This window comes from Halonotius sp. F2-221B, assembly GCF_046719765.1.
Taxonomy (GTDB): Archaea; Halobacteriota; Halobacteria; order Halobacteriales; family Haloferacaceae; genus Halonotius.
In genome coordinates this window covers 125,365-139,943 of the sequence record NZ_JABEBY010000004.1, presented here as the reverse complement: position 1 = coordinate 139,943, position 14,579 = coordinate 125,365, and the positions used below count along the sequence as shown (strand labels likewise).

Genomic DNA, 14,579 nt, shown 5'->3' with positions numbered 1-14,579 from the left:
GCGTTATCAATCTCACGCCAGCCAAAGCGAACGTGTTCAGCGACGCGTTTGATGCAGTAGCACGCCTACTCAGCGTGATCGAGCCGATCGATGACCGTCCCGAACGCGACGTTTGGTTGTACCGTCTCGATGCGGATCTCGACGGTTTCGCCCTCGTCGGTTTCGGGAACGATCACCACGTAGCCGCGTTCGACACGGGTGATCCCGTCGCCTTGGTCGCCGACATCCTCGATCTCAACGACACGGGTTTCACCCTCGCTGACCGGCGGCTCCGGCTGGGACGGCGTGGGATCCTCACGCTGGGCTGTCGCCTCGGTGGTCGCCGTTGGTTCGGCTGGCTCGGTCGTCCCGTCGGATTTCGCCAACACGGCGACCCGGAGAGTCTCTCCCGGGGTGATCGAACCCTGTTCAACCTCCGAGGCGGGGACACTGAACTGATAGCCCTCTTCGGTTTCGGTCAGCTCTGCGGTGTACAGACAGGCGAGTTGCTCGGGGATCTCCATTGAGTTGGTAGAAGAGATGCGGCCAGTCTCTTGAACCTAACGACACCACCAACGAAGTGGGCCACGACCGTACAACAGATCAGCCCGCGTCAGGTGCTATACTCCTCGACAAGGTTGGTCAGTGGGGTTCGGAGCTGTCCGGTGCCGTCGACATCGCCGGTTTTGTAGATCCGATACTCCTCGTCGTGTTTGGTGACGGTGATCAGCTGTTCGCCCGGCTCAACCTGCCAGCCGGCCTCCGCAAGCCGCTCTTCGAGCGCCGTCAGATCGACCGTCTCCTCGGCGAGCATGACCGCCGCCTGCTGGCCGGTCAGCGTCCGCAGTCTGGCCTCGGGAAACGTATACAGCTTCACGTCGTGGTCGGTCGCCCCCTCGTAGAGCGCCGCGGGTGAGGCCTCCGTCCACTCGGGCCACCGGCGGTTGAGACCGGATTCGACGAACGCGACGGTGACCGCGGGGTCAGACGGATCGTACGCCGGGTTGTCCGCGGCGACCGTTCGATCCGACTCCGGATCCGAGACGGTAACTTCGCTGATCGGTTCCTCCCGATTGGAGACAACGACCGCGAGATCTGGATCGTCGTCGTCGGTGTCAACAACGTACTCACCCGGTTCCATATCCACTCGTTACCAGAGCCGCAATAAATACTTCCTGCATAGTTGTCGACATCACAGAGCCCTCGCCACGAGGGGATCGATGGTATCGATAGCGGGCTGTCACCCGACACGGCCACACAACCCCCGCCGCCAGCGCGACGCTAGTACCGCGAGGGGAGGAACGCGAAGGCGATCAACAGCATTGCGATGAAGCCCGCGGTGAACGTCACCCACCGCAGCCCGGTGACGCGCTGGGAGAACGTTTCCTGCTCGGCGACGGCCGCCGCGTAGGCCTCGGCATCGCTCGTCAGCTCAACGGTGTCTGTGCCGGTGAAGTAGGCGGTGTAGGTGCTGTTGTCGGCGAGGGTGATCGTATCGCCGGCCTCCAGCTCTTGGCTGTTGGACTCGTTTGTCATCCACGAGAGACCGACGCTCCCGTTGTCGACCGAATCGATCGTCGCCTGCTGGCCGTCGTAGGGGATCGACTCACCTTGGCTGAACGTGACGGTGTCGATCGACGGCTCGAAGTAGTCCGCGGCCGGGACGCGCTCGCCGTCGACGAGTACGAACTCACCGTCATCGCCGGAATAGGTCTCGTTGTCGGCGGCGGGATCGGATTCGAGGATCGACGTTCGGTCGATGACTTCCTCAACGGTCACCGTCGAGGCACCGGCATCGACAACCGTCCACTCCCGCTCATCGACGGTGACGGTGTCGCCCTCGGCCCACTCGTCGGTGTTTTCGACACCGGTCACCGTCCACTCGACCGTCGCCGCCATGTAGGTGGTACTGCTTCCATGGCCACCCTCCTCGGTTACCTCCTCAACCGTCGCCGCGGTGTAGGTCTGTCCGCCAACGGTGAACGCCTCACCCGACGACAGCTGGAAATCCGGGTTGTCGACCGTTACCTGTGGTTGCTCGGCGGTTACCATCAGCGTGTACGACGCCACACCGATGAGCACGAATAACGCGACATAGACGGCCACAGCGCGTCGTTGCATATTTCGGGCAACGTACGTCCGGTGTATAACGATTACTAACCGCCGGTGGCCGGCGGCTGGTTTCGACGTGCTTTTTATCGGCGACCGAACACACAGTGGTATGGCAGAATTCCAAGTCGCCGTCGCTGACCCCCGCGACGGGCAGACGTATCAACACGAGGTCGACGGACAGGACGCCAACCGCTTCCTCGGCCGCGAACTCGGCGAGGAGGTCGACGGCGGCGCGGTCGGCCTCGATTCGTACACCCTCAAACTCACCGGTGGCTCCGACGAGACGGGCCGACCGATGCGCGAGGATGTCCCCGGCGCACAGATCCGCGAACGCCTGCTTGAAGGTGGCGTCGGCTTCAACCCGAGCCGTGACGGCGAGCGCAAGCGAATCACCGTCCGCGGCCGCCAGGTCTCCGAGGAAACCGCCCAGGTCAACGCAACGATCCTCGACAGCGACGACAACGTCCGGGTCGCCCTCGGCCTCGAAGAGCCGGAACCAGACGAGGATGAGGAGGCCGACGACGCCGATGCTGAGGACGCAGACGCGGACGAAGCGGCGGACGCAGACAGTGAGGATGCGGACGGCGAGGATGCTGAGTCTGAGGACGCCGATGCTGAGGACGCCGAGGAAGAGACCGAGGCCGACGCAGACGCCGAGGACGCTGATACAGACGCTGACGAGGCAGCCGACGCCGACAGCGACAACGAGAAAGCGGACGCCTAACCCACCTGATGTCGACGCGGCTTCCGAGCGACAGCGACGCGGTCGACTCCTCCCGGGCGACGATCGTTCGCCGTGGCGGCAGCCGCACCCCCTGTCTTGAACTCCCAGCAGCCGTCGCCGAGGTGGTCACCGTCGATGATCGAGTCACGATCGTTATCGACGGTGCGGAGTACTACGCGACTGTGTCTGGCGACGACAGCGGACAGCTGCTGTACGGTGCCTACGAGACCCGTAAACAGGCCCGATCGACCGGCGAGGGAACTAACCGGCTCGGTGCGTGGCTCCGGGGGCTTGATCGTGAGATCGGCGACAGCGTCATCTGCGATGTGATCGTCGCCGGCGAGCGATACGGGCTGCGCGCACCGGGAGATCGCGCCGTCTACACCGTCAAACACGAACCACGGGACTCCTTGCAGTCGATCGCCGAGTCACTCGATGGCGACAGCTGAGGTGTGTGGCTGACGATCCGGGCGACCGAGCAAACCGACTCAGGAGCGATTCGTGCGGCACTCAGCCTGCGCGGTCTGTAGCCCGTTGGTGGGCGAAAGCATATGCTGGATCGTTGGTATCAGAAATATGATATAAATACACAAACCCGTGATGCCGCATTGTTTGCTCCGCATCCGAACCCCGCCAACAACTGCAACGACAGGAACTTACATCGAGGGCACCTACCATCTGTCAGTATAGATATGCGAGAGTTCGTTTTTGACCTCGTCTACGAGGAGACAGCCGGGCCTCTACAGCAGTTGCTTACCGACGCCACTGGGGTCTCTTCAACAGCGATCGGTGGCTGTATCGACGCCAAGGAGTTCTGGCGGCTTGAACGATTTGAGGGCGACGAAGACGGGGTTGACAACCTCACAAACGCCGGACAAAGGGAGCTACTTGCCGTCGAGCAGATCACGCCAGCCGGCTGTGAGGGGGCGGTTCACAGAGAGGTGTTGAAGCAAACCGACGCCGGGTGTGAGTTGTACTACCACCTGCGGGATATCGGGAACTGCGAGTCCGTCCCAACCTTGGCTGTCGAGTATATCGACCCGGATGTCCTATTTGAGCTAAAACGAAGCCAGAACCGCGAGACGTGGACGGTGATGATGGAAACCGATGACGGTGTTGGACTGTTTTACGACGCGTTGCAGGTGTCGTTACAGGACGGGATTCGCTTCGAGTTCGACCATATCGGACAGGCCTCCAAACGACGAACAGGATTGTTCGCACGCAAGAATCTCCCCGCAGAACAGCGCGAGGCACTGGTTGAGGCAGTCGGCCGCGGCTACTACGAAAAACCCAGACAGATAACCCTTGAGGAGTTATCGACAGAACTGGACTGTCCCCGGTCGACGCTGTCGTATCGACTCCGGAGTGCCGAATCGAGACTCGCAAAGAGCTTTGCGACCGGCACCCAGCAGACAGCCTTTGAGAGCTTTCCACAGACGCCCGAGCAGCAGGGGGAGACGTAATGCTCGACGTGACCGGGCCACTCGTCAGCGCGGAGACGGTGGCAGCAAATCTGGAGGCGATTCAAACGACAGACACTGAGTACCGACTTCTCGAAGTGAACGTCCAGAAGGGCACCTACGAGTCGTCGCACATCCCGGGGGCGGTGAGTCTCGACTGGCAGCGTGACCTTCGGGATACGAGGACGTTCGACATACTCTCCCCGGCAGCACTGTCATCACTGCTTGGCGACTGCGGCGTGACCCGTGAGACGACGATTATCCTCTATGGCGATTTCTTCAACTGGTTCGCCGCTCATGCGTACTGGCTGTTGCGGTACTACCGCCACGAGAACGTGTTGTTGCTTGATGGGGGACGAAAATACTGGCTCGAAAACGAGTTTCCGACGACCGATGCGGTTCCTGCGGTTCCCAACTGCGAGTATCACACCCCCGATCCCGACGAATCGATTCGGGCGCGCCGCGGCGAAGTCGAGGCGGCCGTCGAGTCCGGCGGCTGTCTGCTTGACGCCCGTGCGCCGCCCGAGTACCGCGGCGAGATTCTTGCACCCCCGGGCTGGAACGAGGGCGTACAGCGAGGCGGTCACATCCCCGGCGCGGTGAACAAACCCTGCCGGGACACCATTCAATCAGACCGTCGCTTCCGCTCGCGTGAAGACCTGGCGACGCTGTTTGAGAACTACTCTACAGACGAGCAACTCATCGTCTACTGTCGCGTCGGCGAGCGGTCGGCACTCGTCTGGATGGCTCTCGCAGAGATACTTGGGTACGAGAACGTCGCCTACTACTATGGCTCGTTCGTTGAGTGGGGAAACACTGTCGGGCTCCCGGTTGAGAGCGCAACCAGTGCCGACCTTCGGTGATCGACTTGCGTACTGCTCCCAGTAGCTGCGTTGACCATCGTAACAACATCTCGGTGGCAGTTCGCTGCCCGTCACAGCGTGGCACTGACCTCGTCACAGAGATCAATCGTCAGTTCTGTCAGGCAGATCCGATTCTCTGTCGGCCGACTCCGCAGCCGTTTCGCTGCCGTCGGGAGCAACGTCTTCGCCGCCGTCGGGAGCAACGTCCTCGTCGCCGCCGTCGGGAACGACGTCCTCGTCGCCGCCGTCGGCAGCCAACTGGGTATCGAGTTTCTGTTCGAACCATTGCCACTCGACGGTGCGAACGTTGTCCTGGCGGAGATTCCACGGATCGGCACTTTCGACGCGTTTGCCCTCAAACCACGAGACGACCATGTTGTACAGCCAGATGATCTGGCCGATCAACAGCAGGATCGCGCCGAAGGTGGCGACGCGGTGCATTGTGGCAAACTCCGGGAGGTAGGTTGCGTACCGCCGTGGCATGCCGCCGTAGCCCAGGAAGATCATCGCCAGGAACGTCACGTTCGTCCCGATCATCGTGAGCCAGAAGTGGGCCTTCCCAAGGCTCGTCTGATACATCCGCCCGGTGACGAGCGGAAACCAGTAGTAGAGGCCGGCAAAGACAGCGACGGCGATGGCCCCCATGAAGATGTAATGGAAGTGACCGACCACATAGTAGGTGTCATGCAGCACGAGGTCGATCGGGATCGACGCGAGGAAGACACCGGTGACACCGCCGATAATGAAATTGGAGATAAATCCAAGACAGAACAGCATCGGCGTCGTCAGCCGGATTCGGCCGTTCCACAGCGTTGTAATCCAGTTAAACGTCTTCACCGCCGAGGGAATGGAGATTGCGATCGACACGGCCATAAACGACGCCCGAACACGGGGATCGATCCCCGTGGCGAACATGTGGTGGGCCCAGACGCCGAACGAGAGGACGCCGATTGCGAGCGTCGAGTAGACGACGAACTTGAAGCCGAACAGCTTCCGGCCCGCAAACCGCGGGAGGACGTAGCTGACGATCCCCATCGGTGGCAACACGAGGATGTAGACCTCGGGGTGGCCGAAAAACCAAAACAGGTGCTGCCAGAGGATGTTGCCGCCGTCAGTCAGGAAAAAGGCGGTGCCGAGGTTGCGGTCGGCAAGCAACATGAGCAGCGCGCTGCCAAGCAGCGGGAACGCAAAGAGGATCAGCCCTGACTGGGTGAGGATCGTCCACGAGAAGATATCGAGATTGGCCCAGGACACCTGCTCGCCGCGTTGGGTGAAGATGGTCGCGATAAAGTTGATCGCGCCCATTGTGGCGGCGACACCGGAGAGATGGAGACCGAGCAACATCAGATCAACGCCGGTTCCGCCGACCGCGTCGGCACTCGCCCCTGTCTCACCGAGCGACAGCGGTGTGTACATCGTCCACGTTGTCTGTGCGGGTTCGAACAGCCCGAGCGGTTGGGCGAAAAAGCCCGCCCAGATCAGCAACGCCGCCGGCGGCAGCAGCCAAAAGGCGATGGCGTTGATCCGGGGGAACGCCATATCGTCGGCTCCGATAATCAGTGGAACGAGATAGTTGGCGAAGGCGGCGATAATCGGCGTCCCGAAAAGAAACAGCATCGTGATCCCGTGGCTCGTCAGCAAGGAGTTGTAGGTTGCCGTTCCGAGCAGCGACGACGCGGTCACGAGATCGAACCGCATGATCGTGACCATCAGCCCGCCGACGGTGAAGGCGATGACCCCGTAGAGGCCGTACAGAATCCCGATATCCTTGTGGTCGACAGTGGTTAGCCAGCGGATGATCCCGGCCGGTTTTTCCTCATCGATGTAGCCCGACTCCTCGATAAATGAGCCCCCGCCACCGACGATGGTGTACGACCGCCAGTTCTCGATCCGCGTGAGAAACGTGGCGACCGCAACGAGGAATACCCCCATCAGCACGGTCAGCGTGATCTGTGCGTCAACAGTCATCTCGTGTCACCCGCCCCGTATCAGGTGAGGCGAAATACTGGGTCAACTCCGTCATAGATCAGTTCTGCTCCACCTGCTCGTTTGGAGACCCGAAGATTCAGTATTCACTTGGCGCGTGCCAATGTATTAACTACCCCTGCGTCTCCAGATGGATGAGGCCAGTCTGCGGGGATGTCGCGTGGGCACCGAGTCCCGGCACTGGTGGGCTCATCCGGTTCTCGATGCTCGTTGGCTCATCTGGTTCTCGATGCTGGTGGTTCATTCGATCACTCGCAAACAACTGGTGGTGTTTATCAGCCGTGGGAGCAACCCAGCGAAAGAAACTGCCTCGGGGGCACTCCCTGCGGCATCCACCTTGCAACGCCGTGAGAGAGGAAATCGTTGTTCGGATTCGTCACCGATTTCTGAGTACAGCCGTGTAGTTACCTACTTGAGCGACAGTAGTCCCCTGTCTGTTGGTGGCCTTGGTGGTGTTTTGCAATGTGGACAGCGGACATTCACCGTCAGATTGTAAACTCGCCCGCATTTACCGCATTTGGTCACATTTTTATCCATCCATAGCTATTGTTTTAGTAATATATAATATTTTCTGCTACTGTAAATAAAATATAACGAATCGGAACCCCACAGTTCAAAATACACGATCCACGCTGTACATCGGCACGGTTTCGGTGAGGAGCAATCCACGACGACGACCACACCACATCCGGCAACACCATTGCTAAATGGGTGGCGTCACCACGGCGGGTATGGACGATCTCACCGCGTTTCTCGACGGCGACCGACTCGATGATGTCGCGATCTACGTCGCCGATTCATTCTTTGATGGCGACCACCCGCTGTCAGCCGCCGGCATCGCTGTCGATGGTGGCGTCGTGGTCGTCGTGCCCGGCGAGACGGGCCGGGAGGCCTTCGCCGACAGCACTGGCCTTGATCCGATGGCGTTTGCCAAACAGGCGATGGATCGTACCGGGGAGATCGACGACCGCCTCGCCGGTGGGGCCTGTCCCGATGCGGAGGAACCAGCCACCGACGACCACCACACCGAATTCATTTTTGCGTTCGCCGAGGCCGAAAACCAGGAGGTTGGCGGGCTCTACGCCGAGGGCGATGTGATCCACGCCTACGCCCACTGTGCCTGTGGCACCGACTTCAGCCAAAAGTGGCTGGCTGATCCCGACACCTGAACCGTTAGCCACCCCGACACCTGAACCATTAGCCACCCCTGACAGCTGAACCGCCAGCGGCCCCGCCGGGAACACATCTTTTTGTTACCGACCATCATACGAGGGCGTATGCGAATCATTGTCGTTGGCTACGGCCGGGTCGGGGCCCGCACGGCCCGGGTGTTAGCCGAGGAAGGCTACGATGTCATCGTTGTTGATACCGACCGCGAGAAGGTCGACCGCGCCCGCGAGACGGGGCTGACCGTGATCCACGGCGACGGAGCCGACGAGTCGGTGTTACAGGAGGCCGGCATCGCCGACGCCGACGCCATCGGCGGGCTCACCGGCGATGTGGCGGTCAACCACGAGATCTGCCTGCTCGGCCAGGAGTCCGACTGCCGAACCGTCCTCCGGATCAGCGAGGATGTGAGCACCGAGAAATACGAGGAGTACGCCGCGGCCGCCGACGACGTGATCTACCCCCAACGGCTCGGCGCGGCCGGCGCGAAAACCGCGCTGCTCGGCGGCAGTCTCAACGCGATCGGCGATCTAACCGAAGCCCTCCAACTGACGACGGTCGCCGTCGACGACGACGCCCCGATCGTCGGCCAGCGGGTCTCGGAGGTCGAGCTGCCGGAGACCGCACGGCTCTACGCCCACGGCCACGAACGCGAACCGATGACGATCCCGCTGCCGACAACAACGATCGAGGCCGGCGATCGACTGGCACTTGTGATCGAGCGTGACGCCGTCGACGAGGTTACGTCGATCCTGCTCGGCGAGTGACCGACTGCGAACCCTCTTGTGGATCGCCTCACAACATCGCGTATGAACTGGCCGGGGCTGGTCGATCGCGCGCCGACGGTCGACCGCGAGGCCATCACCACCGCGCTTGCCTCACACCGCGACGATAGGGAGCCGGCCACAAAAGACCAGACACCTGAGGGGCTCACCAAGCCACGCGAGCCCGAGCCGACCCGCGTTGTCGCCGACGCCGACGTGCTCGCGGCTGACCTCCTTGTCGGCGGCGACGCCAGAGCCACCCTTGAGGTGCTGTGGCAACACGCCTGGACGACGCTTGTCGCCAGCGACGACCTGCTCGCCGATACCGAAGCTGTCATCAAAACCGTCGCTGACAGCGAGACGGCAGCCGACTGGCGAGCCGCGATCGAGGCCTGGCGTGCGCCCGTCGTCCAGCCGCCAGGCGACCATCCCGGGCTCGCGTCGGCCTACCGCGGTGGCGCGATGCACCTGCTGTCGTTCGACGAGGAGCTCGCCGGCTCGCAGGCCGGCGCGGCACTCAACCAGCGGCTGTCGGTCAGCGTCCGCTCGCCGGCGGCGTTCGCCCGGCTGTTCGATCCAGAGAGTCTGTACAAGACAGTCGGCGACGACCCCTACCCCGGCCCGGATCGGGAGCCACGCAACGGGTAGCTATCGACCGCTGTACACGCAGCTATCGACCGCTGGCTCACACAGCTACCGATCACTGTACCACGCGGCGAAGGATTCGAGGGCGCGGCCACGGTGGGAGACCTCGTTTTTGTCTTCGGCGGTGAGTTCCGCAAACGTCGCCCCGTCGTGTTCGAAGATCGGATCGTAGCCGAAGCCACCGGAGCCGCGTGGGGCGACGATCTCACCGCCGACAACGCCGGTAAAACACTGTACCGGCAGGTCGCCGTCGTCGACCGGGTCGTCAACCGGGTCGCCGTCGCAGTACGCTAAGACACAGCGGAACGAAGCGGTTCGATCAGCCAGCGGCTCGGCCAACTCCCAGACGCGGTCAACGCCGATCGTCTGCTCGACAAACGAGGAGTACGGCCCCGGAAAGCCGTCGAAGGCGTCGATAAAGAGCCCGGCATCGTCGACGATGACCGGCCCGCCAACCTCGCGGTAGGCGTCGCGGGCCCCCGCGGCGGCGATCGGCTCCAGCGTCGGAGCCTGGAGCTCCGGATAATCGTAGTCGTAGCTGTCGATCGTCTCGTCGCCGAGATAGCGGCGGGCCTCCCGGAGCTTCCCGGGGTTGGTCGTCACGTACTGCAACATGGCTGGTGGTTCGGCGCGGCGCGAAAAGAGGCGTCGGTTTGCGGCGGCGCGGCTCAGTCCTCGACGATGACTTCGACCGGCTCGTCGTCGCCGTCGTCGTCGATATCGACAGCCTCGCTGTCATCGCTACCCCCGCTGCGTTCCTGGTAGAGCAGCGCGCCGGCGACACCGAGGGCGACCCACGACCGCCAGCTGGCGAGGTTGAGCGTGTAGCCGATGCCGAACGGCTTCTCGACGAGCATGCCCTCGCCGGGTTTCCAGTGGGCCGACAGCAGCCGGCCGATGGAGGGGCGTTCGAAGTTATACGGGATGCCAAACAGCGTTCCGGACTCGGATTTTGTTCCCATGCCCTCGGGTAGTCGCCTCACCGTAATGAAAATTCGCCTTTCTACGCTGATAGGTTGCGGGCCGGCTGCGGTGGGGGTTACTGATACCGGCCGCGATCCGCAACCGTTTCCAGCCGATCGACAACCGCAGGGTCGCCAGCCTCGGTGTAGCTATCGATCACGGCCTCCAGCAGCGGCCCCGGGTCGTCGGCGGTCGCGGCGAGGCTCTGCCGGAGCACGTGGAGATCCATCGCGTAATCCTCAACATGGCCCGTATGGAACCCCAGCCCGAAATCGATCAACCACACCCGGTCGCCGACGCGGATATTCCGGGTTGTCGGATCCCCGTGGACGAGCCCCGCGTCGTGGATCGCCGCGAGATGGCGGCCGACCGTAGCGACCGCATCGGCCGTTAACCGCTCGGCGAGGTCGGCGTCGCCAACATGCTGGAGGTGGATCGTCGCGTGCTCGCGGTCGACATCCCAGACGAGGGGTGTCGGAACGCCGGCGGCACGGGCCTCGGCGGTCAGCCGCGCCTCGGCGGTGGTGCGCTCCCCGGTGAGCGTTGCGTCGAGATCGGGGTGGCGGTACGACTTTGAAAGCCGGTGTTTGCGAACGCTTCGGGCGGGGAGGTCGTACTCGCAGTCGACCGGGGCGATCGAGTCGACGACCGCCTCCGCGCCGCGCTGGCGACCGCGGTTCGACGGCGTCCTGTCCGCTGACGAAGTTCCATCCGCCGACAGCGTGTCGACGCCGCGCCCGCGGGCGACAGATTCCTCGCCCTGCCGCCAGGCAACCGCGACCTCGTCGGGCCGAAAGTTTGGATCGACCTGCGAACGCTCGATCCCAACCGTCTGGCCGGCCGCGAACTGTTTGGCACCCAACACGGCGATCATCCCCGCGTTGTCACGGAGAAAGCGGGCCTCGGGGACGTGGAACGCCGCGCCGCGTTCCGCACACATCGTTTCCAACATCGACTGCAGACGGGCGTTTTGGCCGACGCCACCGCCGAGAACGAGTTCGTCGGTACCCGTCAGCGACAGGGCGCGCTCGGCGACCTCGGTCAGCATGGCGAAGATGTGTTCCTGCAGCGAGAAACAGATATCTTCGATGTCTTGGCCCTCGTCGGCGGCGGCTTTCGCCGCACTCATGATGCCGGAAAACGAGAAGTCCATCCCCTTGACGACGTAGGGGAGGTCGATCAACTCGCCATCTTTTGCGGCTGCCTCGACTTTCGGGCCGCCGGGGTGCTCCCAGCCGATATGACGCGTGAACTTATCGAGGGCGTTGCCGACGCCGGTGTCCATCGTCTCACCCAGGATCCGGTAGCGGCCGTTGTGATACCCCAGCAGGTGAGCGTTCGCACCGGAGGCGTTCAGACAGACCGGCGAGTCGAAGCCCGACTCGTGGCGACCGATTTCGAGGTGGGCAACCATGTGGTTGACACCGACCAGCGGCACCGCAAGTGCTTGGGCAGCCGCCCGCGCCGCGGTGCCGACCGTCCGGAGACACGGGCCGAGGCCGGGGCCCTGGGAGAACGCAACGCAGTCGATGTCGTAACGGTTTACGGTTTCACCGTCGGTGTCGACAGCAGCGTCGCTGTCGGCTGTCTCGGCAGCGTGAGCGAGCGCGCGGTCGATAACCGCCGGGATCGCCTCGCCCATGTGCTCGGCGGCCTCACGCGGATGAATGCCGCCGCTCTCCGGTTGGTAGGGATCCGACTCGATGAAAACCGACTCGTCGGTGTCGTCGTAGATGGCCGCGCTGGCGGCCCATGCGGTGCCCTCGATGCCGAGCACGCGCATGTCGCCTTAGGCTTCCTCGGCGTCGGGGGCGTCGGCGTCCTCGGCGATCTTGTTGCGTTCGAGCATGTGTTCCTGTTCGACCTCGGCGGCGTGGTCGGGGCTGTCGTAGACCTTCGCGTAGCCGACCGTTTTCCGCATCCCGAAGGTGGTATCGAGCTCGTGGACGACGACCTCTTCGGCGTCCTTGTCGAGTTTCGCGGCGAGGCTGTCACGAACCGAGAGCCGCGATGGCGTGGCCTCGTCGTGAACGGTTTCAAATCGGATATCCGTGCGGTGCAGCATGGGGTTGTCCTCCTCGGAGACGATAGTAACGTCCATGGTTAGTTGCCTGTACTCCACCCGAAAGCTGTAAAAGGATTTCGAAGGGTGCTCTCGGGGGTTGCTCCGTCGGCCGACCTACTGCTGGGCCGCGGTCGACCGCTGGTCGTTCCAGTCCAACACCCACTCAAACAACACCAGCCCGGTGACGGTCATCACGCCCGCCGAGAGGAAAAACAGGATCTCCTCGATCGGCAGGCCGAACGGCGCGATCCCGGTGGTGTACTGCTCGGAGAGCACCCACAGCCCCTGACCGATCGCCCACCGATCGATCACCCACAGATAGATCGTCGGCACGACCGCCGCCTCGATCCACGCCCGCGGCCGGCGGGCGAGATAGCCGCCGCCGACAGCCCACTGCAGGGCGACGACCGGACCCACCCACGCGAGCAGCCCGCCGAGATAGAGCCACGACGGCTGCTGGAAGACCATCCAGAGCCCACCGCCGAACAGCAACGCGCCGACAGCGACGCCAGCGATCCGCGGGAGCCACGCACAATCACCCGGCTCGTATCGGGGATCGAACCCGCGCCAGTAGAGATAGGAGCCAACGATCAGCGTTTGGATCGCAAAAAACAGATATTCGCCGGCCGGGATCGCCAGCAGGCGCCCCGCGACAACACCGTCGCCGTACCACCAGACCCCACGCTGGATCATATACGATCCCCACGGCGTCGTGTAGGCGAAGGCGATGGCTACAAGAATCGTCAACCCCGCCGCACCGCGTCGCCGGCGAACCGGTTCGTACGTCGGCGTCAGGTACAGCAACAGCGCCAACAGCGGGAGTGTCAAGACGAGATGGAACTGCAGATATGTCGTGGGCACTGCGCTATCTTGGAACCACCGATAAAACAACATTGCGAATACTGCCGGCACCCAGGGGCATCAACACGCTTGGCACCGCAGTCGGGTAACCGCTGGATCCGATCGTCTTACTGATTTGTCACGCCGTCGGCGGTGACGGTGATCACCGTACAGTCGAGTTCACCCTTGAGAAAGTCGCCGATGTCGGGATCGGCACGCAGCTTCTGAAGCATGCGTTGCCACCGACCGGCCTGTCGGGATCCGATCACCACGAGATCGGCGTTCTCGCCGACGATCTCCTCTAAGATCGTCTCTTCGAGCAAAAAGCCGCGGCGGACGACATACCGCGCGTTGTCGAGCACCCCGAACTCCCGTTCGACCGCGCGCTTGAGGTCGGTTCGGGTGACGTTGTTGCTGTTCTGATAGAGGTCAACGTGGAGGATCGATAGCTCGGCGTCGCGGTCGTCGCTGATCGTGATCGCCTCCCGGAGCGTGGCTGCGGAGTGTTCGCTGAGCGGATACCGAACCGGGACGACGACCAGCGTCATTGGGTGTTCTCACCGCCGAGCGGAAAAGAACATATCGCTCCTGTGTGTCGAGTGCCGCCGACAGTTTCGGCCACGGCGTCAGATCGGGGCGGAGCCCGGCTCGGGATGGACGACCTGAAACTCGCCGTCGCTTTCGATCCCGATGATCGCCCAATCGTAGGGGGGCTTTGCCGACTGAAGATACGACTGTAGCTCCTCGGTAGCGTCCATCCAGGTGACGAAACACCGGAGTCGCGGGCCGCCGCCATCGCCGTACGCAACGATCTCGTCGGGGGCTTTGGCGTCGTCGGCACACAACGGTGTCACCTGGACGCGCCGCCACTTCCGCTCGGCGACGAACTCGCTGCCACGCTCCTCGATCGCGTAGCCGAGCCGTTTGAACACGTCTCGGGCCTCTTCAGCCGGTGGTATGGTAACAGTGGCCATCCACGTTCAGATTGTACGTAGCCCATGATAAAGCTTC

At 62.9% G+C, this 14,579-nt stretch carries 17 protein-coding genes and 1 pseudogene; 7 read left to right on the top strand and 11 right to left on the bottom strand.

Annotation, left to right across the window (positions count from 1 at the left end; translation table 11 throughout):
* Positions 1-65 precede the first annotated feature (65 nt).
* The 3 genes from HKK80_RS04130 to HKK80_RS04120 all read right to left on the bottom strand — a co-directional run bounded on the left by HKK80_RS04130 (position 66) and on the right by HKK80_RS04120 (position 2,100).
* Positions 66-503, bottom strand: coding sequence for a TRAM domain-containing protein (locus tag HKK80_RS04130; RefSeq protein WP_411798353.1), 438 nt, complete (start codon positions 501-503; stop codon positions 66-68).
* Positions 504-592: 89 nt separating this feature from the next.
* Positions 593-1,120, bottom strand: a complete 528-nt coding sequence (locus HKK80_RS04125) for a hypothetical protein (protein ID WP_411798352.1) — start codon at positions 1,118-1,120, stop codon at positions 593-595.
* Positions 1,121-1,260: 140 nt separating this feature from the next.
* Positions 1,261-2,100, bottom strand: coding sequence for a hypothetical protein (locus HKK80_RS04120; protein ID WP_411798351.1), 840 nt, complete (start codon positions 2,098-2,100; stop codon positions 1,261-1,263).
* Between the two features lie 100 nt (positions 2,101-2,200).
* Between HKK80_RS04120 and HKK80_RS04115 the strand changes: the two are divergent.
* The 4 genes and pseudogenes from HKK80_RS04115 to HKK80_RS04100 all read left to right on the top strand — a co-directional run.
* Positions 2,201-2,605, top strand: a pseudogene (locus tag HKK80_RS04115) (30S ribosomal protein S6e); the annotation flags it as partial.
* Between the two features lie 218 nt (positions 2,606-2,823).
* Positions 2,824-3,264, top strand: a complete 441-nt coding sequence (locus HKK80_RS04110; protein WP_411798350.1) for a hypothetical protein — start codon at positions 2,824-2,826, stop codon at positions 3,262-3,264.
* 243 nt (positions 3,265-3,507) lie between these two features.
* Entirely contained in the window at positions 3,508-4,278 is a 771-nt protein-coding gene (locus tag HKK80_RS04105; RefSeq protein ID WP_411798349.1) for a helix-turn-helix domain-containing protein, read from the top strand.
* Positions 4,278-5,138, top strand: a complete 861-nt coding sequence (locus HKK80_RS04100; RefSeq protein WP_411798348.1) for a sulfurtransferase — start codon at positions 4,278-4,280, stop codon at positions 5,136-5,138. The genes HKK80_RS04105 and HKK80_RS04100 overlap by 1 nt, the downstream gene beginning before the upstream one ends.
* 102 nt (positions 5,139-5,240) lie before the next feature.
* Here the strand turns inward: HKK80_RS04100 and HKK80_RS04095 are convergent, their stop codons facing one another.
* Entirely contained in the window at positions 5,241-7,070 is a 1,830-nt protein-coding gene (locus tag HKK80_RS04095) for a cbb3-type cytochrome c oxidase subunit I (protein ID WP_411798405.1), read from the bottom strand.
* 785 nt (positions 7,071-7,855) lie between these two features.
* Between HKK80_RS04095 and HKK80_RS04090 the strand changes: the two genes are divergently transcribed.
* The 3 genes from HKK80_RS04090 (at position 7,856) to HKK80_RS04080 (ending at position 9,703) form a co-directional block, all read left to right on the top strand.
* Positions 7,856-8,293: a DUF5807 family protein gene (locus tag HKK80_RS04090; RefSeq protein WP_411798347.1), complete on the top strand. Its 438-nt coding sequence runs from the start codon at positions 7,856-7,858 to the stop codon at positions 8,291-8,293.
* A gap of 108 nt (positions 8,294-8,401) precedes the next feature.
* Positions 8,402-9,058, top strand: a complete 657-nt coding sequence (locus HKK80_RS04085) for a potassium channel family protein (RefSeq protein WP_411798346.1) — start codon at positions 8,402-8,404, stop codon at positions 9,056-9,058.
* Positions 9,059-9,100: 42 nt separating this feature from the next.
* Entirely contained in the window at positions 9,101-9,703 is a 603-nt protein-coding gene (locus HKK80_RS04080) for a hypothetical protein (RefSeq protein ID WP_411798345.1), read from the top strand.
* A gap of 45 nt (positions 9,704-9,748) precedes the next feature.
* Here the strand turns inward: HKK80_RS04080 and rdgB are convergent, their stop codons facing one another.
* The 7 genes from rdgB to HKK80_RS04045 form a co-directional block, all read right to left on the bottom strand.
* Complete coding sequence (gene rdgB, locus HKK80_RS04075) at positions 9,749-10,315, bottom strand: RdgB/HAM1 family non-canonical purine NTP pyrophosphatase (RefSeq protein WP_411798344.1); 567 nt, start codon at positions 10,313-10,315, stop codon at positions 9,749-9,751.
* 53 nt (positions 10,316-10,368) lie between these two features.
* Positions 10,369-10,662 (bottom strand): DUF5808 domain-containing protein, encoded by a 294-nt coding sequence (locus HKK80_RS04070; protein WP_411798343.1) that lies wholly within the window; start codon positions 10,660-10,662, stop codon positions 10,369-10,371.
* A gap of 77 nt (positions 10,663-10,739) precedes the next feature.
* On the bottom strand, positions 10,740-12,446 hold the full coding sequence (locus tag HKK80_RS04065) for a bifunctional N(6)-L-threonylcarbamoyladenine synthase/serine/threonine protein kinase (protein ID WP_411798342.1): 1,707 nt from the start codon (positions 12,444-12,446) through the stop codon (positions 10,740-10,742).
* Between the two features lie 6 nt (positions 12,447-12,452).
* On the bottom strand, positions 12,453-12,764 hold the full coding sequence (locus tag HKK80_RS04060) for a 30S ribosomal protein S24e (RefSeq protein ID WP_411798341.1): 312 nt from the start codon (positions 12,762-12,764) through the stop codon (positions 12,453-12,455).
* 78 nt (positions 12,765-12,842) lie between these two features.
* Positions 12,843-13,589, bottom strand: a complete 747-nt coding sequence (locus tag HKK80_RS04055; RefSeq protein WP_411798340.1) for a lycopene cyclase domain-containing protein — start codon at positions 13,587-13,589, stop codon at positions 12,843-12,845.
* A gap of 107 nt (positions 13,590-13,696) precedes the next feature.
* On the bottom strand, positions 13,697-14,116 hold the full coding sequence (locus HKK80_RS04050) for a universal stress protein (protein ID WP_411798339.1): 420 nt from the start codon (positions 14,114-14,116) through the stop codon (positions 13,697-13,699).
* Between the two features lie 78 nt (positions 14,117-14,194).
* On the bottom strand, positions 14,195-14,542 hold the full coding sequence (locus HKK80_RS04045) for a hypothetical protein (protein WP_411798338.1): 348 nt from the start codon (positions 14,540-14,542) through the stop codon (positions 14,195-14,197).
* Positions 14,543-14,579: the final 37 nt, after the last annotated feature.

Bases quoted from the DNA above. Each gene is read 5' to 3' on its own strand.
- HKK80_RS04070 (WP_411798343.1), bottom strand. From the start codon at position 10,662: ATGGGAACAAAATCCGAGTCCGGAACGCTGTTTGGCATCCCGTATAAC.
- HKK80_RS04050 (WP_411798339.1), bottom strand. From the start codon at position 14,116: ATGACGCTGGTCGTCGTCCCGGTTCGGTATCCGCTCAGCGAACACTCC.
- HKK80_RS04095 (WP_411798405.1), bottom strand. From the start codon at position 7,070: ATGGGGGTATTCCTCGTTGCGGTCGCCACGTTTCTCACGCGGATCGAG.
- HKK80_RS04085 (WP_411798346.1), top strand. From the start codon at position 8,402: ATGCGAATCATTGTCGTTGGCTACGGCCGGGTCGGGGCCCGCACGGCC.
- HKK80_RS04090 (WP_411798347.1), top strand. From the start codon at position 7,856: ATGGACGATCTCACCGCGTTTCTCGACGGCGACCGACTCGATGATGTC.
- HKK80_RS04120 (WP_411798351.1), bottom strand. From the start codon at position 2,100: ATGCAACGACGCGCTGTGGCCGTCTATGTCGCGTTATTCGTGCTCATC.
- HKK80_RS04110 (WP_411798350.1), top strand. From the start codon at position 2,824: ATGTCGACGCGGCTTCCGAGCGACAGCGACGCGGTCGACTCCTCCCGG.
- HKK80_RS04130 (WP_411798353.1), bottom strand. From the start codon at position 503: ATGGAGATCCCCGAGCAACTCGCCTGTCTGTACACCGCAGAGCTGACC.
- HKK80_RS04080 (WP_411798345.1), top strand. From the start codon at position 9,101: ATGAACTGGCCGGGGCTGGTCGATCGCGCGCCGACGGTCGACCGCGAG.
- rdgB (WP_411798344.1), bottom strand. From the start codon at position 10,315: ATGTTGCAGTACGTGACGACCAACCCCGGGAAGCTCCGGGAGGCCCGC.
- HKK80_RS04045 (WP_411798338.1), bottom strand. From the start codon at position 14,542: ATGGCCACTGTTACCATACCACCGGCTGAAGAGGCCCGAGACGTGTTC.
- HKK80_RS04125 (WP_411798352.1), bottom strand. From the start codon at position 1,120: ATGGAACCGGGTGAGTACGTTGTTGACACCGACGACGACGATCCAGAT.
- HKK80_RS04100 (WP_411798348.1), top strand. From the start codon at position 4,278: ATGCTCGACGTGACCGGGCCACTCGTCAGCGCGGAGACGGTGGCAGCA.
- HKK80_RS04065 (WP_411798342.1), bottom strand. From the start codon at position 12,446: ATGCGCGTGCTCGGCATCGAGGGCACCGCATGGGCCGCCAGCGCGGCC.
- HKK80_RS04060 (WP_411798341.1), bottom strand. From the start codon at position 12,764: ATGGACGTTACTATCGTCTCCGAGGAGGACAACCCCATGCTGCACCGC.
- HKK80_RS04105 (WP_411798349.1), top strand. From the start codon at position 3,508: ATGCGAGAGTTCGTTTTTGACCTCGTCTACGAGGAGACAGCCGGGCCT.